Origin of the sequence: Stenotrophomonas sp. LST15-1-1.1, from assembly GCF_040815575.1 — a bacterium.
Lineage (GTDB): Bacteria > Pseudomonadota > Gammaproteobacteria > Xanthomonadales > Xanthomonadaceae > Stenotrophomonas > Stenotrophomonas lactitubi_B.
Genome location: NZ_JBFPNJ010000033.1, coordinates 1 through 15,825, shown reverse-complemented (window position 1 = coordinate 15,825; position 15,825 = coordinate 1). Strand labels below are relative to the sequence as shown.

The following is a 15,825-nucleotide window of genomic DNA, read 5'->3' as shown; positions in this document are numbered from 1 at the left end:
CCACGCCATGCGTGGCTGCCGATATGCAGTAGAGCCACGCCATGCGTGGCTCCAGACTGGATCAGCGCTTGACCTTGCGCAGCGACACAACCAGCGCCCACAGCGCCAGCAGCACGAACCACACGCCCGACCACATCGGCATGGTCAGGCCGAGGAAGGTCCAGTCGATGTTGCCGCAGTTGCCGGTGCCGGTCAGCACGGTGCGGAACACTTCCAGCGGCCCCATGGTTTCGCGCAGGAAGGCCAGCGGCGGGCCACAGGTCGCCCCCATTTCCGGCGGCAGCATCTGCACGTAGACGTGACGTGCGGCAATGCCCACGCCTACGGCAGCGGCGATGAACGCGAGGATGCCGTAGGTCGCGCGCCCCGGACGGTTGGATGGCCCATGCAGGGCACCGATCAGGAACAGCAGGCCCAGGGCGACAAATGCCAGGCGCTGGAAAATGCACAGCGGACACGGCTCCAGGCCCATCTTCAACTGCAGGAAGATGGCGTAGCCCAGCAGGCCCGCGCAGATCAGGAAGCCCAGCAGGAACTGGGCACGGAAAGGCCAGCGCAGAGGATTCATCGGCAACGCTCGTGTAGTACGGACCGCAAGCGTAACCGAGAGTACGCGCCGTTCGAACCGCCACAACGTCGCGCCCGTCGGAACGCTGCGGGTCGGATTCGTTTGCGGATGCAAAGGGCTCTGACCCCGCAAAAACGGAAAAACCCGGCACAAGGCCGGGTTCTTCACCGTATGACGGGTGTAGCGCGTCGATTACTCTTCGACGGCTTCAGCCACGACCGGACGGTCAACCAGTTCGACGTAGGCCATCGGCGCGTTGTCGCCGGCGCGGAAGCCGCACTTCAGCAGGCGCAGGTAGCCGCCCGGACGGTTCGCGTAGCGCGGGCCCAGGATGGTGAACAGGTTGCCGACGGCTTCGTTGTCGCGCAGGCGGGCGAAGGCCAGACGACGGTTGGCGACGGAGTCGACCTTGGCCAGGGTGATCAGCGGCTCGGCGACGCGGCGCAGTTCCTTGGCCTTCGGCAGGGTGGTCTTGATCAGCTCGTGCTTGAACAGCGAGGCAGCCATGTTCTTGAACATCGCTTCGCGGTGGGCGCTGGTACGGCTGAACTTACGGCCGGATTTCTGGTGACGCATGGTGATATTCCTTGGTTAATGATGTGGCTTTGCGGATCGTTGTCGCCTTCCTGGCGCTGCTGCTCGGACTGCGGTTGGTCCTGGCCATCCGTCCTGGACGACCTGCCCGCGAACCTTCGTTCGTCGTGGCGGTATTGCCTTGGTGCAATGGCCCCGTCGTTGCCGACGGGGCCATGCGGTCTTGCAGAAAGGCTATATCAGCCCAGCATGCCGTGGCTGGCGACGCCGGCCGGCGGCCAGTTCTCCAGCTTCATGCCGAGCGACAGGCCACGCTGGGCCAGCACTTCCTTGATCTCGGTGAGCGACTTCTTACCCAGGTTCGGGGTCTTCAGCAGCTCGACTTCGGTCTTCTGGATCAGATCGCCGATGTAGTAGATGCTCTCGGCCTTCAGGCAGTTGGCCGAACGCACGGTCAGCTCCAGATCGTCGATCGGGCGCAGCAGCACCGGATCCACGCCGTTGTTGGCCGGCTTCGCCGCACCGCGGTCGCGGTGGGTGAAGTCACCGAACACCGACAGCTGATCGCTGAGGATGTCGGCAGCGGTACGCACTGCTTCTTCGGCGTCGATGGTGCCGTTGGTCTCGATATCGATGACCAGCTTGTCCAGATCGGTACGCTGTTCGACACGAGCCGCTTCCACGGCATAGGCGACGCGGCGGACCGGCGAGAACGAGGCATCCAGGACCAGGCGGCCGATGGCACGGGTTTCTTCGTCCGGACGACGACGCGCAGCAGCCGGCTGATAGCCGAAACCACGCTCGATCTTCAGACGCATGTTCACTGCCGTGTCCTTGGTCAGGTGGCAGATCACGTGGTCGCCGTTCAAGATCTCCACATTGTGGTCGACCTTGATGTCGGCAGCGGTGACAACGCCCGGACCCTGCTTGGACAGGGACAGAGTCGCGTTGTCGCCGGAGTGCATACGGATGGCCACGTCCTTCAGGTTCAGCAGGACTTCCAGCACGTCCTCCTGCAGACCTTCGACCGTGGTGTACTCGTGCAACACGCCGTCGATTTCGACTTCCGTGATGGCGAAGCCCGGGATGGACGACAGCAGCACGCGACGCAGGGCATTACCCAGCGTATGCCCGTAACCCCGCTCCAAAGGTTCGATAACGACCTTTGCACGGGTGTCGGTAATGCGTTCGATCTGCGGACCGCGAGGACGCAGAACCTGGTTGGCGGTAACCGTCATGTTGCGGGTTCTCCTAGTGAACCCCCGGCCGTCGCCGGGGGCTCTCCAATGTGAATTACTTCGAATACAGCTCGACGATCAGCGCTTCGTTGATGTCCGCAGGCAGATCCGAACGATCCGGAACAGCCTTGAAGATGCCGGAGAACTTGCCGGAATCCACTTCAACCCACGACGGGCTGAGGTCATGCTGGGCGGCGACGGTCAGGGCTTCCTGGACGCGCAGCTGCTTGGCAGCCTTTTCAGACAGAGCGATGGCGTCGCCAGCCTTGACCTGGTACGAGGCCAGGTTGACCGACTTGCCATTCACGGTGACGCCGCGGTGCGACACCAGCTGACGGGCAGCCGGACGGGTCACGGCGAAGCCCATGCGGTAGACAACGTTGTCCAGGCGGGTTTCCAGCAGCTGCAGGAGGTTCTCGCCGGTGTTGCCCTTCTTGGTCGAGGCCTTCTTGTAGTAGTTGCGGAACTGACGCTCCAGCAGACCGTAGATACGCTTGACCTTCTGCTTTTCACGCAGCTGGGTAGCGTAGTCGGACAGCTTGCCCTTACGGGCAGTGGCGCCATGCTGGCCGGGCTTCTGCTCCAACTTGCACTTGGAGTCCAGCGCACGCGCCGGGCTCTTCAGGGACAGGTCGGCGCCTTCGCGACGGGCGAGCTTACAGGTAGGACCGATATAACGAGCCATTTCTTATCGCTCCCTTTAGACGCGACGCTTCTTCGGCGGACGGCACCCGTTGTGCGGGATAGGCGTCACGTCGATGATGTTGGTGATCTTGTAGCCGACGTTGTTCAACGAACGCACGGCCGACTCACGGCCCGGACCCGGACCCTTGATGCGGACTTCCAGCGACTTCACGCCGTAGTCCAGCGCAGCACGACCGGCCTTTTCGGCAGCCACCTGGGCTGCGAACGGGGTCGACTTGCGCGAACCGCGGAAGCCAGCGCCACCGGAGGTCGCCCACGACAGAGCGTTGCCCTGACGGTCGGTGATGGTCACGATGGTGTTGTTGAACGAAGCGTGGACGTGGGCAACGCCGTCGGTGACGACGCGCTTGATCTTCTTCTTGGTCTTAGCAGCAGGCTTAGCCATTTATATGTCCCTTACTTCCTGATCGCCTTGCGCGGGCCCTTGCGGGTGCGGGCGTTGGTACGGGTGCGCTGGCCACGCAGCGGCAGACCGCGACGGTGACGCAGGCCGCGGTAGCAGCCCAGGTCCATCAGGCGCTTGATCGCGATACCGATTTCACGGCGCAGATCGCCTTCCACGATGTACTTGCCGACTTCGGCGCGCAGGCGCTCGATTTCCGGCTCCGACAGATCGCGGATCTTGGTGGTCGAAGTGACGCCTGCGACTTCGCAGACCTTCTTCGAACGGGTACGGCCGATGCCGTAAATGCTTTGCAACCCGACCCAGACATGCTTCTGGGCTGGCAGGTTGACGCCTGCAATACGCGCCATGACGCGGTTCTCCAGCTGAGTGATGGCCGACAGCGCGCTCAAGGCACGCCGATCCGGCAGGATGGATCAAAAAAGTGAACCAGTGATACTAACAAGGTTCCGGTTTACTTGGAAGCCCGTGAAACCAGAGGTTTCATGAACCCGGCCCGGGGAGTGTGCCCAGGCTCCGGCGCCGGATGGGGTTGGACCTGGAGTTTCCTCCCGGGCCGCCCGCGCTACTCCAGCGCGGGACCACCTCATCACACCCCCACCCGGAACCGCTGCGGGGGCCGCCCTTCGTTTGTGTGGCCAGAGTCCGCGAAGCGGAGGACCATCACGTCAGGAAGACGAAAGTATAACAGGCTAATCAGCCGCGAGCAAAACCGCCGCGGTTGCCGCCCTTCAGGTTGGCCTTCTTCAGCAGGCTCTCGTACTGGTGGGACATCAGGTGCGCCTGCACCTGGGCGATGAAGTCCATCACCACCACCACCACGATCAGCAGCGAAGTACCGCCGAAGTAGAACGAAGCGTTCAACTGCGTGCGCATCAGTTCCGGCAGCAGGCAGACGATCACCAGGTACGCCGAACCGGCAGCAGTCAGTCGGGTCAGCACGCCGTCGATGTAGTCGGCGGTGGCCTTGCCCGGACGGATGCCCGGAATCAGCGCGCCCGACTTCTTCAGGTTGTCGGCGGTTTCCTGCGAGTTGAACACCAGCGCGGTATAGAAGAACGCGAAACCGGTGATCAGCGCAGCGAACACGATCATGTGCAGCGGCTCACCCGGACCCAGGGCATTGGCGACTTTCTGCAGGGTCTGGCCAAAGGTGCTCTGGTTGGCAGCCTGGCCGGACCACATGGCCAGGGTGGCCGGGAAGGCCAGCAGGCTCGAGGCGAAGATCGCCGGGATGACGCCGGCCATGTTGAGCTTCAGCGGCAGGAACGAGGTCTGGTTCATGTACGCGTTGCGACCGCCCTGGCGGCGCGCGTAGTTCACCGTGATCCGGCGCTGGCCGCGCTCGACGAACACCACGAAGAAGGTGAAGGCGAGCACGACGATGGCGATCAGCAGCAGCTGGATGAACTGGATGTTGCCGTCGCGGTAGGCGTCGAAGGTGTGGATGACCGCACCCGGCAGGCCCGCCACGATACCGGCGAAGATGATCAGCGAGACGCCGTTGCCGATGCCGCGCTCGGTCACCTGCTCACCAACCCACATCAGGAACATGGTGCCGGCGGTCAGTGCGACCACGGCAGTGAGCACGAAGCCCATGCCCGGCATGTACACGACCGGCGCGCCGGTCGGCGACACCTGGCCCTGCAGCGCCAGCGCGATCGAACCGCCCTGCACCACGGCGAGCAGCACGGCGCCGATGCGCGAATACTGGGTGATCTTGCGGCGGCCGGACTCACCTTCCTTCTGCATCGCCTTCAAGGCGGGGAAGATGTGCACAGCCAGCTGCATCACGATCGATGCCGAGATGTACGGCATCACGTTCAGCGCGAAAATGCTGAAGCGGTGCAGGGCGCCGCCCGAGAACATGTTGAACATGTCCACGATGCCGCCGCCCTGCTGTTGCATCATGGCAAGCATGGCATCGGGATTGACGCCCGGCACCGGCACGTAGCAGCCGATGCGATAGACGATCAAAGCCCCGACGACGAACAGCAAACGTTGGCGAAGTTCAGTGAACTTGCCCATTCCGCCCGCGAGGTTACCGATGCCAGCTTGCGCCATGATTCTCTTACTCCGTTACGCTGCCGCCGGCAGCTTCGATCGCAGCCTTGGCACCAGCCGTGGCAGCAACACCCTTCAGGGTGAATGCCTTGGTCACTTCGCCCTTGACGACGACCTTGGCCTTCTTGGCAGTGCTCGGGACCAGCTTGGCAGCACGCAGGGCAGCGAAGTCGATCTCGCCGGCCGGCAGCTTGTCCAGCTGGTACAGCAGCACTTCAGCGGTGTCCTTGGCGATCGGCGAACGGAAGCCGATCTTCGGCAGACGACGCTGCATGGGGGTCTGGCCGCCTTCGAAGCCAGCCTTGATCTTGCCGCCACCCTTACGGGCGAACGAACCCTTGTGGCCGCGGCCGCAGGTCTTGCCCAGGCCGGAACCGATACCGCGACCGACGCGGGTACGTTCCTTGCGGGCGCCCGGTGCCGGGCTCAATTCATTCAGATGCATGGTCATTGGATTATTCCTCAACCTTGACGAGGTAGTGGACCTTGTTGATCAGGCCGCGAACCTGCGGGCTGTCCTTCAGTTCACGCACATCGTTCAGCTTGCCCAGACCCAGCGCACGCACCGACAGGCGATGACGCGCCTGGGCACCACGCAGGCCGCGAACCAGACGGACCTTGACGGTCTTGGTGGTGTCATTAGCCATGGTTGAGATCCTCCACCTTCTTGCCGCGCTTGGCCGCGATACGAGCCGGCGACTGCGCTGCAGTCAGGCCCTTCACGGTGGCACGCACCAGGTTGATCGGGTTGCGCGAACCGGTGGCCTTGGCCAGCACGTTCTTCACGCCCACCGCTTCCAGGACGGCGCGCATGGCACCACCAGCAATGACGCCGGTACCTTCGGAAGCCGGCTGCATGAACACGCGAGCTGCGCCGTGACCATCCTTGATGGTGTGCCACAGGGTGCCGTTGTTCAGATCGACGGTGACCTGGTTCTTGCGGGCCTGCTCCATCGACTTCTGGATGGCGACCGGCACTTCGCGTGCCTTGCCATAACCGAAACCGACCTTGCCTTCGCCGTCGCCGACAACAGTCAGGGCGGTGAAGGTGAACTGGCGGCCGCCCTTGACGGTCTTGCTGACGCGGTTGACCGCGACCAGCTTTTCGATCATGCCGTCGTCGACTTTCTCTTCGCGGTTACGGTCGCGATCGCGACCCCGCTGCTGACGTTCTTCTGCCATGTTTATTCCTTGGTTGTTGGGGTATGTACGGCTCGAGGCCGCTTATGGTTGTGGAGTGGTGCGTTGTTGCGGTGGGCCGCTGCAGAAGAGCGGCGCCGCCCAGCCTCACTCAGGCTGGCGAGCAGGCGGGCATGGGGACCGAAGCCCCCTGCCCTGATCCCTTAGAACTGCAGGCCGGCTTCGCGGGCAGCGTCAGCCAGGGCCTTGATGCGGCCGTGGTAACGGTAACCCGAACGATCGAAGGCAACCTTCTCGACGCCGGCGGCCTTGGCGCGCTCAGCGACGATGCGGCCAACCTTGGCGGCGGCATCAGCGTTCTTGCCGTTCTTCAGGCCTTCCTTGATGTCGGCCTGGGTGGTGTTGGCGGCAGCCAGCACCTTCGAGCCGTCAGCGGTGAAGACCTGCGCGTACAGGTGCTGGCCGGTGCGCAGCACCGACAGGCGGGCAACACCGAGCACACGGATGTGGGCACGGGTCGACTTGGCGCGACGCAGGCGGGCGATGTTCTTGTTCATGATCTTTTTCCCTGGAAAGCGGAAGGTCCTAATTAGGCCTTCTTGGCTTCCTTGCGAATGATGACTTCGTCGGAGTACTTCACGCCCTTGCCCTTGTACGGCTCCGGCTTGCGGAACGCACGGATCTTGGCGGCAGCTTCACCGACGGCCTGCTTGTCAGCGCCCTGCACCAGGATTTCAGTCTGGGTCGGGGTGGTGATGGTGATGCCTTCCGGCGCCACGAACACGATCGGGTGCGAGTAACCCAGCGACAGGCTGAGGTCCTTGCCCTGCATCGCAGCACGGTAACCCACGCCGACCAGCTCAAGCTTGCGCTCGAAGCCTTCGGAAACACCCTTGACCATGTTGGACAGGATGGCGCGGACGGTGCCGGTCAGCGGGATCAGCTCCACGTTGTCGGTGCTCAGGGTGGCAACGCCGTTTTCGACATTGATGTTGATACCAGCCGGCTTGGCCAGCGACAGGGTGCCCTTCGGGCCCTTGGCGGTGACGTTGTCGTTCTGGACGTTCAGTTCAACCTTACCCAGGTCGATCGGCTTCTTGGCTACACGGGACATGGTCTACTCCTTTCGCCTTAGGCCACGAAGCACAGGACTTCGCCGCCGACGCCCAACTGGCGCGCCTGCGCATCAGTCATGATGCCCTTGGAAGTGGAAATGATGGAAATGCCCAGGCCGTTCATGACCTTCGGCAGTTCGCTCTTGCCGCGGTACTGGCGCAGGCCCGAACGCGAGAAGCGCTTCAGGGTCGCGATGACCGGCTTGCCTTCGAAATACTTCAGCACGATTTCCAGCTCGGACTTGTTGTTCTCGAGCGCGGTCACGCGCAGATCGGCGATGTAACCCTCGTCCTTCAGGACCTGGGCGATCGCAACCTTGATCTTGGACGACGGGGCTTTCACCGTCTGCTTGCCAACCGCTGCCGCATTCTTGATGCGGACCAGCAGGTCGGCGATGGGATCAGTCATGCTCATATGAGTACCTTTGAGTGCACCGATATCCGCTTTCGCGAAAATCTGTTGTCTCCTGGAAACGGGCCAGGCCCCCTCCCCCTACGCGCTGCGCAGAGCAAGACGCGGGAGTATACGCCAAAAGAGCCCGACTTGCGTCGGGCTCTTCGGTTTTTTGCAGAGGGAAAGCTGAACACTCCCCCTCCCCGGCTGTGAGGGCCCCCGGGGGAGCCCTCACTGGCAGGACCGGCTGGTATTACCAGCTGGCCTTGCGCAGGCCCGGAACGTCGCCACGCATGGTGGCTTCGCGCAGCTTGTTGCGACCCAGGCCGAACTTGCTGTACACGCCACGCGGGCGGCCAGACAGTTCGCAACGGTTGCGGTGGCGGCTCGGCGACGAATCGCGCGGCAGCTTCGACAACTTGGTGGCGGCCTCGATCTTCTCTTCGTAGCTCGCGTCCGGGGAGGACACGATCTTCTTCAGAGCAGCACGCTTGTCAGCGAACTTTTCAGCCAGCTTCTTCCGCTTGATGTCGCGGTTGACCATGGAGGTCTTTGCCATTTCGGTTTCCTCGACGAATCAGTTACGGAACGGGAACTTGAACGCTGCCAGCAGCGCCTTCGCTTCCGCGTCGGTCTTCGCAGTGGTGGTGATGGCGATATCCATACCACGGATCGCGTCGACAGCGTCGAAGTCGATTTCCGGGAAGATGATCTGTTCCTTCACACCCATGTTGAAGTTGCCGCGACCGTCGAAGGAGCGACCGGAAACACCACGGAAGTCGCGCACGCGCGGCAGCGAGATGTTGATCAGGCGGTCCAGGAACTCGTACATCTTGTGGCGACGCAGCGTGGTCTTGCAGCCGATCGGCCAACCATCACGGATCTTGAACGATGCCACCGAGATACGCGACTTGGTGACGATCGGCTTCTGGCCCGAGATCTTGGTCATGTCGCCAACGGCGTTTTCCAGGATCTTCTTGTTGGTGGCCGCTTCGCCGACACCCATGTTCAGGGTGACTTTGACCAGCTTCGGCACCTGCATGGAATTGGTGTAACCGAACTGCTTCATCAGCGCCGGCACCACTTCTTCCTTGTAAAACTTTTCGAGACGGGAAGTCATCTTCTCATTCCTCAGGCGTCGAGCGCCTCACCGCTGGAGCGGAACACACGCAGTTTGCGTCCATCCTCCAGCACCTTGAAGCCAACGCGCTCGCCCTTGCCCGAAGCCGGGTTCAGCACATTCACGTTGGAGATATGGATCGACGCTTCACGCTCGACCACGCCGCCGGCAACACCTGCCTGCGGGTTCGGCTTGGTGTGGCGCTTGACGATGTTCACGTTGGCGACGACCAGACGGTCGCCATCGACGCGGACGACTTCGCCCTGCTTACCCTTGTCCTTGCCGGCGTTGACGACAACCTGGTCGCCCTTCTTGATACGGTTAGCCATGATTATCTCCTGTCGCTCACAGCACTTCGGGAGCGAGCGAGACGATCTTCATGAACTTCTCCGAACGAAGTTCACGAGTCACCGGCCCGAAGATACGGGTCCCGATCGGCTCCTGCTTGTTGTTAAGCAGAACGGCAGCGTTGCCGTCGAAGCGGATCAGCGAGCCGTCGGCGCGACGCACACCCTTGCGGGTACGCACCACGACGGCGTCATACACTTCACCCTTCTTGACCTTGCCGCGCGGAATCGCATCCTTCACGGTGACCTTGATGATGTCGCCGATGCCGGCGTAACGGCGCTTGGAACCACCCAGCACCTTGAAGCACATCACTCGCTTGGCACCAGAATTGTCGGCGACGTCAAGGTAGCTCTGCATCTGGATCATGATTCAGACTCCTTATTCAGCCGCACGCGTGATGACTTCCACCACGCGCCAGTTCTTGGTCTTGGACATCGGAGCAATCTCGGTCACGCGGACGACATCGCCTTCCTTGCAGGCGTTGTCGGCATCGTGGGCGTGCAGTTTCGTCGAGCGCTTGATGTACTTGCCGTACAGTGCGTGCTTGACCTGACGCTCGACCAGGACGGTAACCGTCTTGTCCATCTTGTTGCTGACGACACGGCCTTCGACCGTGCGCAGCGCTTTGTTTTCAGTATTGTCGCTCATAGCGGCCATCCTTACTTCGTGCTGCCGAGCAGGGTCTTGACGCGAGCAATTTCGCGACGCACCCGGCGGATGTCGTGTGTCTTCGGCAGCTGGCCGGTGACCTGCTGCATACGGACAGAGAACTGTTCCTTACGCAGGTCGATCAGGTGGGCCTTGAGGTCGTCAGCCGACTTTTCACGGAGAGTTTTGATATCCATCAGCGCACCGTCCGGGTCACGAAAGTGGTGGTGACCGAGAGCTTGGCAGCGGCCAGGCGGAACGCCTCGCGTGCCACTTCCTCGGTAACACCCTCGATTTCATAGATCATGCGGCCGGGCTGGATCTGGGCCACCCAGTATTCCACGTTGCCCTTACCCGAACCCATTCGAACTTCGATGGGCTTCTTGGTGATGGGCTTGTCGGGGAACACTCGGATCCACATCTTGCCGCCGCGCTTCACGTAGCGGCTGATCGAACGGCGAGCCGCTTCGATCTGACGCGCGGTCAGCTGACCGTGGGCGGTTGCCTTCAGGCCGTACTCGCCAAAGCTGACAGCGTTTGCGCTCCAGCTGAGGCCTTCGTTACGGCCCTTGTGCACCTTGCGGTACTTGGTTCGCTTGGGTTGCAACATTGTCGTTACCTCGCTTCACGAGCCGGGCGCTGACGGTCACCGCGGTCGCCGCGATCATGACGATCGTTGCGCGACGGGGTGTCGTCCTGCTTTTCCTGGCCAACCTGGGAGAAATCGAAGACCTCGCCCTTGTAGATCCAGACCTTGATGCCGATGATGCCGTAGGTCGTCTTGGCTTCAGCGAAGCCATAGTCGATGTCGGCACGCAGCGTGTGCAGCGGCACGCGGCCTTCGCGGTACCACTCCGAACGGGCGATTTCTGCACCGTTGAGGCGGCCACCGACGTTGACCTTGATGCCCAGGGCACCCAGGCGCATCGCGTTGCCGACCGAGCGCTTCATTGCACGGCGGAACATGATGCGACGCTCCAGCTGCTGCGCGATCGATTCGGCAACCAGCTGTGCGTCCAGCTCGGGCTTGCGCACTTCGGTGACGTTGATGTGCGCCGGGACGCCCATCATCTCGCTCACTTCCTTGCGCAGCTTCTCGATGTCCTCACCGCGCTTGCCGATCACCACGCCCGGACGGGCGGTGTGGATCGTCACGCGAGCGGTCTTGGCCGGACGCTCGATCAGGATCTTGCTGATGCCGGCCTGAGCCAGCTTCTTGCGCAGCATGTCGCGCACTTTCAGGTCGGCTGCCAGGTAACCAGCGAACTCGGCCTTGTTGGCGTACCACTTGGAGTTCCAGTCCTTGGAAATGCCGAGGCGGATACCAATCGGATGAACTTTATGACCCATGGTCTTTTCCTTATCCGCTTACTTGGCGGCGCCCACAACCACAGTGATGTGGCTGGTGCGCTTGAGGATGCGGGTACCGCGGCCTTTCGCCCGCGCCATGAAACGCTTCAGGGTCGGACCTTCATCTACCATGATGGTCTGAACCTTCAGCTCGTCGACGTCGGCGCCCTGGTTGTTCTCGGCATTTGCAATAGCCGACTCCACCACCTTCTTGATCAGGTGGGCAGCCTTCTTGTCCGAGAACTTCAGCAGGTTGACGGCACGCTCGGCCGGCAGACCGCGCACCTGGTCAGCGACCAGACGTGCCTTCTGCGGGGAGATGCGCGCGGTGCGCAGGATGGCTTTCGCTTCCATTGTCATCTCTCCTTACTTGCCCGACTTCTTGTCACCACCGTGACCCTTGAAGGTCCGGGTGATGGCAAATTCGCCGAGCTTGTGGCCGACCATGTTCTCGTTGACGAGAACCGGGATGTGGTTCTTGCCGTTATGCACGGCAATGGTGACGCCTACCATGTCAGGCAGGATCATCGAACGACGCGACCAGGTCTTGATCGGACGCTTGCTACCCGCAGCGGCAGCCACCTTAGCAACCAGGTGGTGATCGACAAACGGGCCCTTCTTGAGTGAACGTGCCATGGTCGATTAGCCCCTACGATCGCGGACGATGAACTGCTGAGTGCGCTTGTTATGGCGCGTCTTGTAACCCTTGGTCGGAACACCCCACGGGGTGACCGGATGCGGGTTACCCTGGCCGGCCTTCGCCTCACCACCACCGTGCGGGTGGTCAACCGGGTTCATGGCAGCACCACGAACGGTCGGGCGGACGCCGCGCCAGCGCTTGGCACCGGCCTTGCCCAGCTTTTCCAGGCTGTGCTCGTCGTTGCCGACTTCGCCGATGGTCGCGCAGCACTCGACCGGAACCTTGCGCATTTCACCCGAGCGCAGGCGCAGGGTGGCGTAGATGCCTTCACGAGCAACCAGCTGCACGGCAGCACCTGCAGCACGAGCGATCTGAGCGCCCTTGCCCGGCTTCAGCTCGATGCAGTGGATGGTGGTACCGACCGGGATGTTGCGCAGCGGCAGGGTGTTGCCCGCCTTGATCGGAGCATCCGAACCAGCGATCACCTGATCACCAGCCTTCAGACCCTTCGGGGCGATGATGTAGCGGCGCTCGCCGTCGACATAGCACAGCAGGGCGATGTGCGCGGTGCGGTTCGGATCGTATTCGATGCGTTCCACGCGCGCCGGGATGCCCAGCTTGTTGCGCTTGAAGTCAATCAGGCGGTAGTGCTGCTTGTGGCCACCACCGACGTGACGCACGGTGATGCGGCCGTGGTGGTTGCGACCACCCGAACGGCTCTGCGACTCGACCAGCGGGGCATGCGGAGCGCCCTTGTGCAGGTCGGGAGTAACCACGCGCACGGCCGAACGGCGGCCGGGAGAAGTGGGCTTGAATTTCATCAATGGCATGGGATGTACCTCAGGCCTTGGCCGTTACATCGATCGACTGGCCGTCGGCCAGGCGAACGTACGCCTTGCGCCAATCGCCGCGGCGGCCAGCACGGTTACGGAAGGACTTGTTCTTGCCCTTGACGTTGACCACGTTGACTGCTTCGACCTTGACGTCGAACAGCTGCTCAACCGCGGCCTTTACATCGGCCTTGGTGGCTTCGTTCGAAATTTCGAAGACGTACTGATTGGAGAGTTCCTGCAGGCGCGCGGTCTTTTCGGAGACACGCGGGGCGAGCAGCACGCTGAAGATTTTTTCGTTGCTGTTCATGCCAGCCACTCCTCGACCTTCTTGACCGCGTCAGCGGTGATGACGACCGTGTCGGCACCGACCAGCGACACCGGATCCAGGCCCTGGACGTCACGCACTTCCACGTAGGGAATGTTGCGAGCCGACAGGTACAGGTGCTCGGAGGCTTCTTCAGTGACGATCAGCGGGCGCTTGCCCACTTCCAGGCCGGCCAGCTTGGCGATCAGACCCTTCGTGTTGGTCGCTTCGACATCGAAGGACTCCACGATGGTCAGACGGCCCTGACGGTTCAGCTCGGACAGGATCGCGCACATGGCGGCACGGTACTGCTTACGATTGACCTTCTGCTCGAAGCTGCGCGGCTTTGCCGCGAAGGTGACACCGCCGCCGACGAAGATCGGAGCCGTCAGTGCGCCATGACGCGCGCCGCCGCCCTTCTGCTTCTTCGACTTCTTGGTGGTACCAGCCACTTCGGAGCGAGTCTTCTGCGCCTTGGTGCCGGCGCGACCGGCGTTGCGGTAAGCAACGACAACCTGGTGAACCAGATCTTCGCTGAAATCGCGACCGAACACGGCGTCGGAGACCGAGACCTTGTTATTGCTACCCGTGATAACGAGTTCCATCGTCATCTCTCCTTATGCCTTGCTCGCCGGACGGACGATCACGTCGCCACCCGCCGCGCCCGGAACGGCGCCGCGAACCGCGATCAGACCGCGTTCGACGTCGACCTTGACAACTTCCAGGTTCTGGGTGCTCTGCTGCACCGAGCCCATGTGACCGGACATCTTCTTGCCCGGGAACACGCGGCCGGGCGTCTGGCGCTGACCCAGCGAACCCGGCGCGCGATGCGACAGCGAGTTGCCGTGGGTAGCGTCACCCATGCGGAAGTTGTAGCGCTTGATGGTGCCCTGGAAGCCCTTACCCTTGGTGACACCCTGGACGTCGACGATCTGGCCGACTTCAAAGATGTCCGCCTTGACTTCGCCACCGACGGCGAAATCGCCGAGCTGGGCGTCTTCAACGCGGAATTCCCACAGGCCACGGCCCGCTTCCACCTTCGCCTTGGCGAAGTGGCCGGCTTCCGGCTTGTTGACCAGGGCAGCGCGACGCGCACCGACGGTCACCTGCACGGCGCTGTAGCCGTCAGCTTCGACGGTCTTGATCTGCGCGATGCGGTTGGGGGTTGCTTCGATCAGGGTCACCGGGATGGAACGGCCATCTTCGGTGAACACGCGGCTCATGCCAGCCTTGCGGCCCACGAAGCCCAACGAATATTTCTTCGTCATGGTCGTAGTCCTCAGGTCAGCTTGATCTGAACGTCGACGCCGGCAGCCAGTTCGAGCTTCATCAGCGCGTCCACGGTCTTGTCATTCGGGTCAACGATATCGAGCACGCGCTTGTGCGTGCGGGTCTCGTACTGGTCACGCGCGTCCTTGTCGACGTGCGGGGAGACGAGGATGGTGTAACGCTCGATCTTGGTCGGCAGCGGGATCGGGCCACGCACTTGCGCGCCGGTCCGCTTCGCCGTCTCAACGATCTCGCTGGCCGAACGGTCGATCAGACGATGATCGAACGCTTTCAGCCGGATCCGGATCTTTTGGTCCGCCATGGCGGTAGGTTCCTTCGATAAAAGAGCGACAGACAAAGCCTCTGGGTTGCTTTGCCCCATGAAATCCCTGAATACAGACGGCCCGCATTCCCGCAGGCCGACAAGGTCAATCCGTAGACCCCAAATGCATAGGCAGACCCGTGAAACCGGCCTGCCCAGACGGAGAAGCATAATGGCACGCAAGGCAGCTGTCAACAGTCTCCTGTTGACGCCGCCTGAATGGCATTGACCCTTCCTGGTCCGGGGAACACAAGGCACATCCTGTGCCTACTTTCCCGTTTGATACGCCCCGATGCCCTACCCAGGCAACATCGGGGCGCAGAGTCTAACAGATTACTCGAGGATGGTGGCAACCACGCCAGCACCGACGGTACGGCCACCTTCGCGGATTGCGAAGCGCAGGCCGGCGTCCATGGCGACCGGGTTGATCAGGGTGACAACCATCTTGATGTTGTCGCCCGGCATCACCATCTCGACGCCTTCCGGCAGCTCGACCGCACCGGTGATGTCGGTGGTACGGAAGTAGAACTGCGGACGGTAGCCCTTGAAGAACGGGGTGTGACGGCCGCCCTCGTCCTTCGACAGCACGTAGACTTCGGCGTCGAACTTGGTGTGCGGCTTGATCGAACCCGGCTTGGCCAGAACCTGGCCACGCTCGACGTCGTCACGCTTGGTGCCGCGCAGCAGCAGACCGGCGTTGTCGCCTGCCTGACCCTGGTCCAGCAGCTTGCGGAACATTTCCACGCCGGTCACGGTGGTCTTCTGCACCGGGCGGATGCCGACGATTTCGATTTCTTCGCCGACCTTGATCACGCCGCGCTCGATACGAC

29 protein-coding genes are annotated in these 15,825 nt (G+C 62.3%); all 29 read right to left on the bottom strand.

Translation table 11 applies throughout. The annotated features are described in order from the left end of the window. Window positions 1-61: 61 nt before the first annotated feature. Window positions 62-568 (bottom strand): disulfide bond formation protein B, encoded by a 507-nt coding sequence (locus tag MRBLST15_RS18990; RefSeq protein WP_089239011.1) that lies wholly within the window; start codon window positions 566-568, stop codon window positions 62-64. 192 nt (window positions 569-760) lie between these two features. Next, window positions 761-1,144 (bottom strand): 50S ribosomal protein L17, encoded by a 384-nt coding sequence (rplQ, locus tag MRBLST15_RS18985; protein WP_025879321.1) that lies wholly within the window; start codon window positions 1,142-1,144, stop codon window positions 761-763. 197 nt (window positions 1,145-1,341) lie between these two features. Continuing rightward, complete coding sequence (locus MRBLST15_RS18980) at window positions 1,342-2,340, bottom strand: DNA-directed RNA polymerase subunit alpha (RefSeq protein ID WP_025879320.1); 999 nt, start codon at window positions 2,338-2,340, stop codon at window positions 1,342-1,344. A 55-nt stretch (window positions 2,341-2,395) separates the two neighbouring features. Beyond that, complete coding sequence (gene rpsD / locus MRBLST15_RS18975) at window positions 2,396-3,025, bottom strand: 30S ribosomal protein S4 (protein WP_025879319.1); 630 nt, start codon at window positions 3,023-3,025, stop codon at window positions 2,396-2,398. Between the two features lie 15 nt (window positions 3,026-3,040). Next, window positions 3,041-3,430 carry a 30S ribosomal protein S11 gene (rpsK, locus tag MRBLST15_RS18970; protein WP_004145443.1) on the bottom strand — a complete coding sequence of 130 codons (390 nt, stop codon included), beginning with the start codon at window positions 3,428-3,430 and terminating at the stop codon, window positions 3,041-3,043. A gap of 11 nt (window positions 3,431-3,441) precedes the next feature. Beyond that, window positions 3,442-3,798 (bottom strand): 30S ribosomal protein S13, encoded by a 357-nt coding sequence (rpsM, locus tag MRBLST15_RS18965; protein ID WP_025879318.1) that lies wholly within the window; start codon window positions 3,796-3,798, stop codon window positions 3,442-3,444. 346 nt (window positions 3,799-4,144) lie between these two features. Further along, window positions 4,145-5,512 (bottom strand): preprotein translocase subunit SecY, encoded by a 1,368-nt coding sequence (gene secY / locus MRBLST15_RS18960; RefSeq protein WP_025879317.1) that lies wholly within the window; start codon window positions 5,510-5,512, stop codon window positions 4,145-4,147. A 7-nt stretch (window positions 5,513-5,519) separates the two neighbouring features. After that, window positions 5,520-5,963 carry a 50S ribosomal protein L15 gene (gene rplO / locus MRBLST15_RS18955; RefSeq protein WP_089239007.1) on the bottom strand — a complete coding sequence of 148 codons (444 nt, stop codon included), beginning with the start codon at window positions 5,961-5,963 and terminating at the stop codon, window positions 5,520-5,522. A gap of 4 nt (window positions 5,964-5,967) precedes the next feature. Then, window positions 5,968-6,159, bottom strand: a complete 192-nt coding sequence (gene rpmD, locus MRBLST15_RS18950) for a 50S ribosomal protein L30 (RefSeq protein ID WP_038690275.1) — start codon at window positions 6,157-6,159, stop codon at window positions 5,968-5,970. Further along, the gene (gene rpsE, locus MRBLST15_RS18945; protein ID WP_025879314.1) at window positions 6,152-6,694 is read right to left on the bottom strand and encodes a 30S ribosomal protein S5; all 543 of its coding nucleotides are present in this window, start codon (window positions 6,692-6,694) and stop codon (window positions 6,152-6,154) included. The genes rpmD and rpsE overlap by 8 nt, the downstream gene beginning before the upstream one ends. Before the next feature lie 161 nt (window positions 6,695-6,855). Continuing rightward, on the bottom strand, window positions 6,856-7,209 hold the full coding sequence (rplR, locus tag MRBLST15_RS18940; protein WP_025879313.1) for a 50S ribosomal protein L18: 354 nt from the start codon (window positions 7,207-7,209) through the stop codon (window positions 6,856-6,858). Between the two features lie 32 nt (window positions 7,210-7,241). Further along, on the bottom strand, window positions 7,242-7,766 hold the full coding sequence (rplF, locus tag MRBLST15_RS18935) for a 50S ribosomal protein L6 (protein ID WP_265951232.1): 525 nt from the start codon (window positions 7,764-7,766) through the stop codon (window positions 7,242-7,244). 17 nt (window positions 7,767-7,783) lie between these two features. Continuing rightward, window positions 7,784-8,182: a 30S ribosomal protein S8 gene (rpsH, locus tag MRBLST15_RS18930; RefSeq protein ID WP_025879311.1), complete on the bottom strand. Its 399-nt coding sequence runs from the start codon at window positions 8,180-8,182 to the stop codon at window positions 7,784-7,786. Between the two features lie 232 nt (window positions 8,183-8,414). Then, window positions 8,415-8,720: a 30S ribosomal protein S14 gene (gene rpsN, locus MRBLST15_RS18925; RefSeq protein WP_265951233.1), complete on the bottom strand. Its 306-nt coding sequence runs from the start codon at window positions 8,718-8,720 to the stop codon at window positions 8,415-8,417. Between the two features lie 18 nt (window positions 8,721-8,738). Beyond that, window positions 8,739-9,281, bottom strand: a complete 543-nt coding sequence (gene rplE, locus MRBLST15_RS18920; protein ID WP_025879309.1) for a 50S ribosomal protein L5 — start codon at window positions 9,279-9,281, stop codon at window positions 8,739-8,741. 11 nt (window positions 9,282-9,292) lie between these two features. Continuing rightward, complete coding sequence (rplX, locus tag MRBLST15_RS18915; RefSeq protein ID WP_025879308.1) at window positions 9,293-9,610, bottom strand: 50S ribosomal protein L24; 318 nt, start codon at window positions 9,608-9,610, stop codon at window positions 9,293-9,295. 16 nt (window positions 9,611-9,626) lie between these two features. Continuing rightward, complete coding sequence (rplN, locus tag MRBLST15_RS18910) at window positions 9,627-9,995, bottom strand: 50S ribosomal protein L14 (RefSeq protein WP_025879307.1); 369 nt, start codon at window positions 9,993-9,995, stop codon at window positions 9,627-9,629. A gap of 12 nt (window positions 9,996-10,007) precedes the next feature. Beyond that, entirely contained in the window at window positions 10,008-10,277 is a 270-nt protein-coding gene (rpsQ, locus tag MRBLST15_RS18905; protein WP_004145355.1) for a 30S ribosomal protein S17, read from the bottom strand. 11 nt (window positions 10,278-10,288) lie between these two features. After that, window positions 10,289-10,474, bottom strand: coding sequence for a 50S ribosomal protein L29 (gene rpmC / locus MRBLST15_RS18900; RefSeq protein WP_025879306.1), 186 nt, complete (start codon window positions 10,472-10,474; stop codon window positions 10,289-10,291). Continuing rightward, window positions 10,474-10,887 carry a 50S ribosomal protein L16 gene (gene rplP / locus MRBLST15_RS18895; protein WP_025879305.1) on the bottom strand — a complete coding sequence of 138 codons (414 nt, stop codon included), beginning with the start codon at window positions 10,885-10,887 and terminating at the stop codon, window positions 10,474-10,476. Before rplP ends, rpmC begins: the two co-directional genes overlap by 1 nt. Before the next feature lie 5 nt (window positions 10,888-10,892). After that, window positions 10,893-11,627, bottom strand: a complete 735-nt coding sequence (gene rpsC / locus MRBLST15_RS18890; protein ID WP_005415414.1) for a 30S ribosomal protein S3 — start codon at window positions 11,625-11,627, stop codon at window positions 10,893-10,895. An 18-nt stretch (window positions 11,628-11,645) separates the two neighbouring features. After that, the gene (gene rplV / locus MRBLST15_RS18885; RefSeq protein ID WP_004145348.1) at window positions 11,646-11,981 is read right to left on the bottom strand and encodes a 50S ribosomal protein L22; all 336 of its coding nucleotides are present in this window, start codon (window positions 11,979-11,981) and stop codon (window positions 11,646-11,648) included. 12 nt (window positions 11,982-11,993) lie between these two features. Beyond that, on the bottom strand, window positions 11,994-12,263 hold the full coding sequence (rpsS, locus tag MRBLST15_RS18880; RefSeq protein ID WP_004145340.1) for a 30S ribosomal protein S19: 270 nt from the start codon (window positions 12,261-12,263) through the stop codon (window positions 11,994-11,996). A gap of 6 nt (window positions 12,264-12,269) precedes the next feature. Beyond that, the gene (rplB, locus tag MRBLST15_RS18875) at window positions 12,270-13,097 is read right to left on the bottom strand and encodes a 50S ribosomal protein L2 (protein ID WP_025879304.1); all 828 of its coding nucleotides are present in this window, start codon (window positions 13,095-13,097) and stop codon (window positions 12,270-12,272) included. A gap of 10 nt (window positions 13,098-13,107) precedes the next feature. After that, window positions 13,108-13,407 carry a 50S ribosomal protein L23 gene (gene rplW / locus MRBLST15_RS18870; RefSeq protein ID WP_025879303.1) on the bottom strand — a complete coding sequence of 100 codons (300 nt, stop codon included), beginning with the start codon at window positions 13,405-13,407 and terminating at the stop codon, window positions 13,108-13,110. Continuing rightward, window positions 13,404-14,009, bottom strand: coding sequence for a 50S ribosomal protein L4 (rplD, locus tag MRBLST15_RS18865; protein WP_099819138.1), 606 nt, complete (start codon window positions 14,007-14,009; stop codon window positions 13,404-13,406). The genes rplW and rplD overlap by 4 nt, the downstream gene beginning before the upstream one ends. A gap of 12 nt (window positions 14,010-14,021) precedes the next feature. Then, window positions 14,022-14,672 (bottom strand): 50S ribosomal protein L3, encoded by a 651-nt coding sequence (rplC, locus tag MRBLST15_RS18860; protein WP_049470484.1) that lies wholly within the window; start codon window positions 14,670-14,672, stop codon window positions 14,022-14,024. Between the two features lie 11 nt (window positions 14,673-14,683). Beyond that, window positions 14,684-14,995: a 30S ribosomal protein S10 gene (gene rpsJ, locus MRBLST15_RS18855; protein WP_010341589.1), complete on the bottom strand. Its 312-nt coding sequence runs from the start codon at window positions 14,993-14,995 to the stop codon at window positions 14,684-14,686. Window positions 14,996-15,328: 333 nt separating this feature from the next. Then, on the bottom strand, window positions 15,329-15,825 hold a 497-nt coding region (locus MRBLST15_RS18850; protein WP_367787355.1), incomplete at its 5' end, for an EF-Tu/IF-2/RF-3 family GTPase.

Excerpts from the sequence above, each read along its gene's own strand:
- MRBLST15_RS18990 (WP_089239011.1), bottom strand. The coding sequence starts at position 568 with ATGAATCCTCTGCGCTGGCCTTTCCGTGCCCAGTTCCTGCTGGGCTTC.
- rplQ (WP_025879321.1), bottom strand. The coding sequence starts at position 1,144 with ATGCGTCACCAGAAATCCGGCCGTAAGTTCAGCCGTACCAGCGCCCAC.
- MRBLST15_RS18980 (WP_025879320.1), bottom strand. The coding sequence starts at position 2,340 with ATGACGGTTACCGCCAACCAGGTTCTGCGTCCTCGCGGTCCGCAGATC.
- rpsD (WP_025879319.1), bottom strand. The coding sequence starts at position 3,025 with ATGGCTCGTTATATCGGTCCTACCTGTAAGCTCGCCCGTCGCGAAGGC.
- rpsK (WP_004145443.1), bottom strand. The coding sequence starts at position 3,430 with ATGGCTAAGCCTGCTGCTAAGACCAAGAAGAAGATCAAGCGCGTCGTC.
- rpsM (WP_025879318.1), bottom strand. The coding sequence starts at position 3,798 with ATGGCGCGTATTGCAGGCGTCAACCTGCCAGCCCAGAAGCATGTCTGG.
- secY (WP_025879317.1), bottom strand. The coding sequence starts at position 5,512 with ATGGCGCAAGCTGGCATCGGTAACCTCGCGGGCGGAATGGGCAAGTTC.
- rplO (WP_089239007.1), bottom strand. The coding sequence starts at position 5,963 with ATGACCATGCATCTGAATGAATTGAGCCCGGCACCGGGCGCCCGCAAG.
- rpmD (WP_038690275.1), bottom strand. The coding sequence starts at position 6,159 with ATGGCTAATGACACCACCAAGACCGTCAAGGTCCGTCTGGTTCGCGGC.
- rpsE (WP_025879314.1), bottom strand. The coding sequence starts at position 6,694 with ATGGCAGAAGAACGTCAGCAGCGGGGTCGCGATCGCGACCGTAACCGC.
- rplR (WP_025879313.1), bottom strand. The coding sequence starts at position 7,209 with ATGAACAAGAACATCGCCCGCCTGCGTCGCGCCAAGTCGACCCGTGCC.
- rplF (WP_265951232.1), bottom strand. The coding sequence starts at position 7,766 with ATGTCCCGTGTAGCCAAGAAGCCGATCGACCTGGGTAAGGTTGAACTG.
- rpsH (WP_025879311.1), bottom strand. The coding sequence starts at position 8,182 with ATGAGCATGACTGATCCCATCGCCGACCTGCTGGTCCGCATCAAGAAT.
- rpsN (WP_265951233.1), bottom strand. The coding sequence starts at position 8,720 with ATGGCAAAGACCTCCATGGTCAACCGCGACATCAAGCGGAAGAAGCTG.
- rplE (WP_025879309.1), bottom strand. The coding sequence starts at position 9,281 with ATGACTTCCCGTCTCGAAAAGTTTTACAAGGAAGAAGTGGTGCCGGCG.
- rplX (WP_025879308.1), bottom strand. The coding sequence starts at position 9,610 with ATGGCTAACCGTATCAAGAAGGGCGACCAGGTTGTCGTCAACGCCGGC.
- rplN (WP_025879307.1), bottom strand. The coding sequence starts at position 9,995 with ATGATCCAGATGCAGAGCTACCTTGACGTCGCCGACAATTCTGGTGCC.
- rpsQ (WP_004145355.1), bottom strand. The coding sequence starts at position 10,277 with ATGAGCGACAATACTGAAAACAAAGCGCTGCGCACGGTCGAAGGCCGT.
- rpmC (WP_025879306.1), bottom strand. The coding sequence starts at position 10,474 with ATGGATATCAAAACTCTCCGTGAAAAGTCGGCTGACGACCTCAAGGCC.
- rplP (WP_025879305.1), bottom strand. The coding sequence starts at position 10,887 with ATGTTGCAACCCAAGCGAACCAAGTACCGCAAGGTGCACAAGGGCCGT.
- rpsC (WP_005415414.1), bottom strand. The coding sequence starts at position 11,627 with ATGGGTCATAAAGTTCATCCGATTGGTATCCGCCTCGGCATTTCCAAG.
- rplV (WP_004145348.1), bottom strand. The coding sequence starts at position 11,981 with ATGGAAGCGAAAGCCATCCTGCGCACCGCGCGCATCTCCCCGCAGAAG.
- rpsS (WP_004145340.1), bottom strand. The coding sequence starts at position 12,263 with ATGGCACGTTCACTCAAGAAGGGCCCGTTTGTCGATCACCACCTGGTT.
- rplB (WP_025879304.1), bottom strand. The coding sequence starts at position 13,097 with ATGCCATTGATGAAATTCAAGCCCACTTCTCCCGGCCGCCGTTCGGCC.
- rplW (WP_025879303.1), bottom strand. The coding sequence starts at position 13,407 with ATGAACAGCAACGAAAAAATCTTCAGCGTGCTGCTCGCCCCGCGTGTC.
- rplD (WP_099819138.1), bottom strand. The coding sequence starts at position 14,009 with ATGGAACTCGTTATCACGGGTAGCAATAACAAGGTCTCGGTCTCCGAC.
- rplC (WP_049470484.1), bottom strand. The coding sequence starts at position 14,672 with ATGACGAAGAAATATTCGTTGGGCTTCGTGGGCCGCAAGGCTGGCATG.
- rpsJ (WP_010341589.1), bottom strand. The coding sequence starts at position 14,995 with ATGGCGGACCAAAAGATCCGGATCCGGCTGAAAGCGTTCGATCATCGT.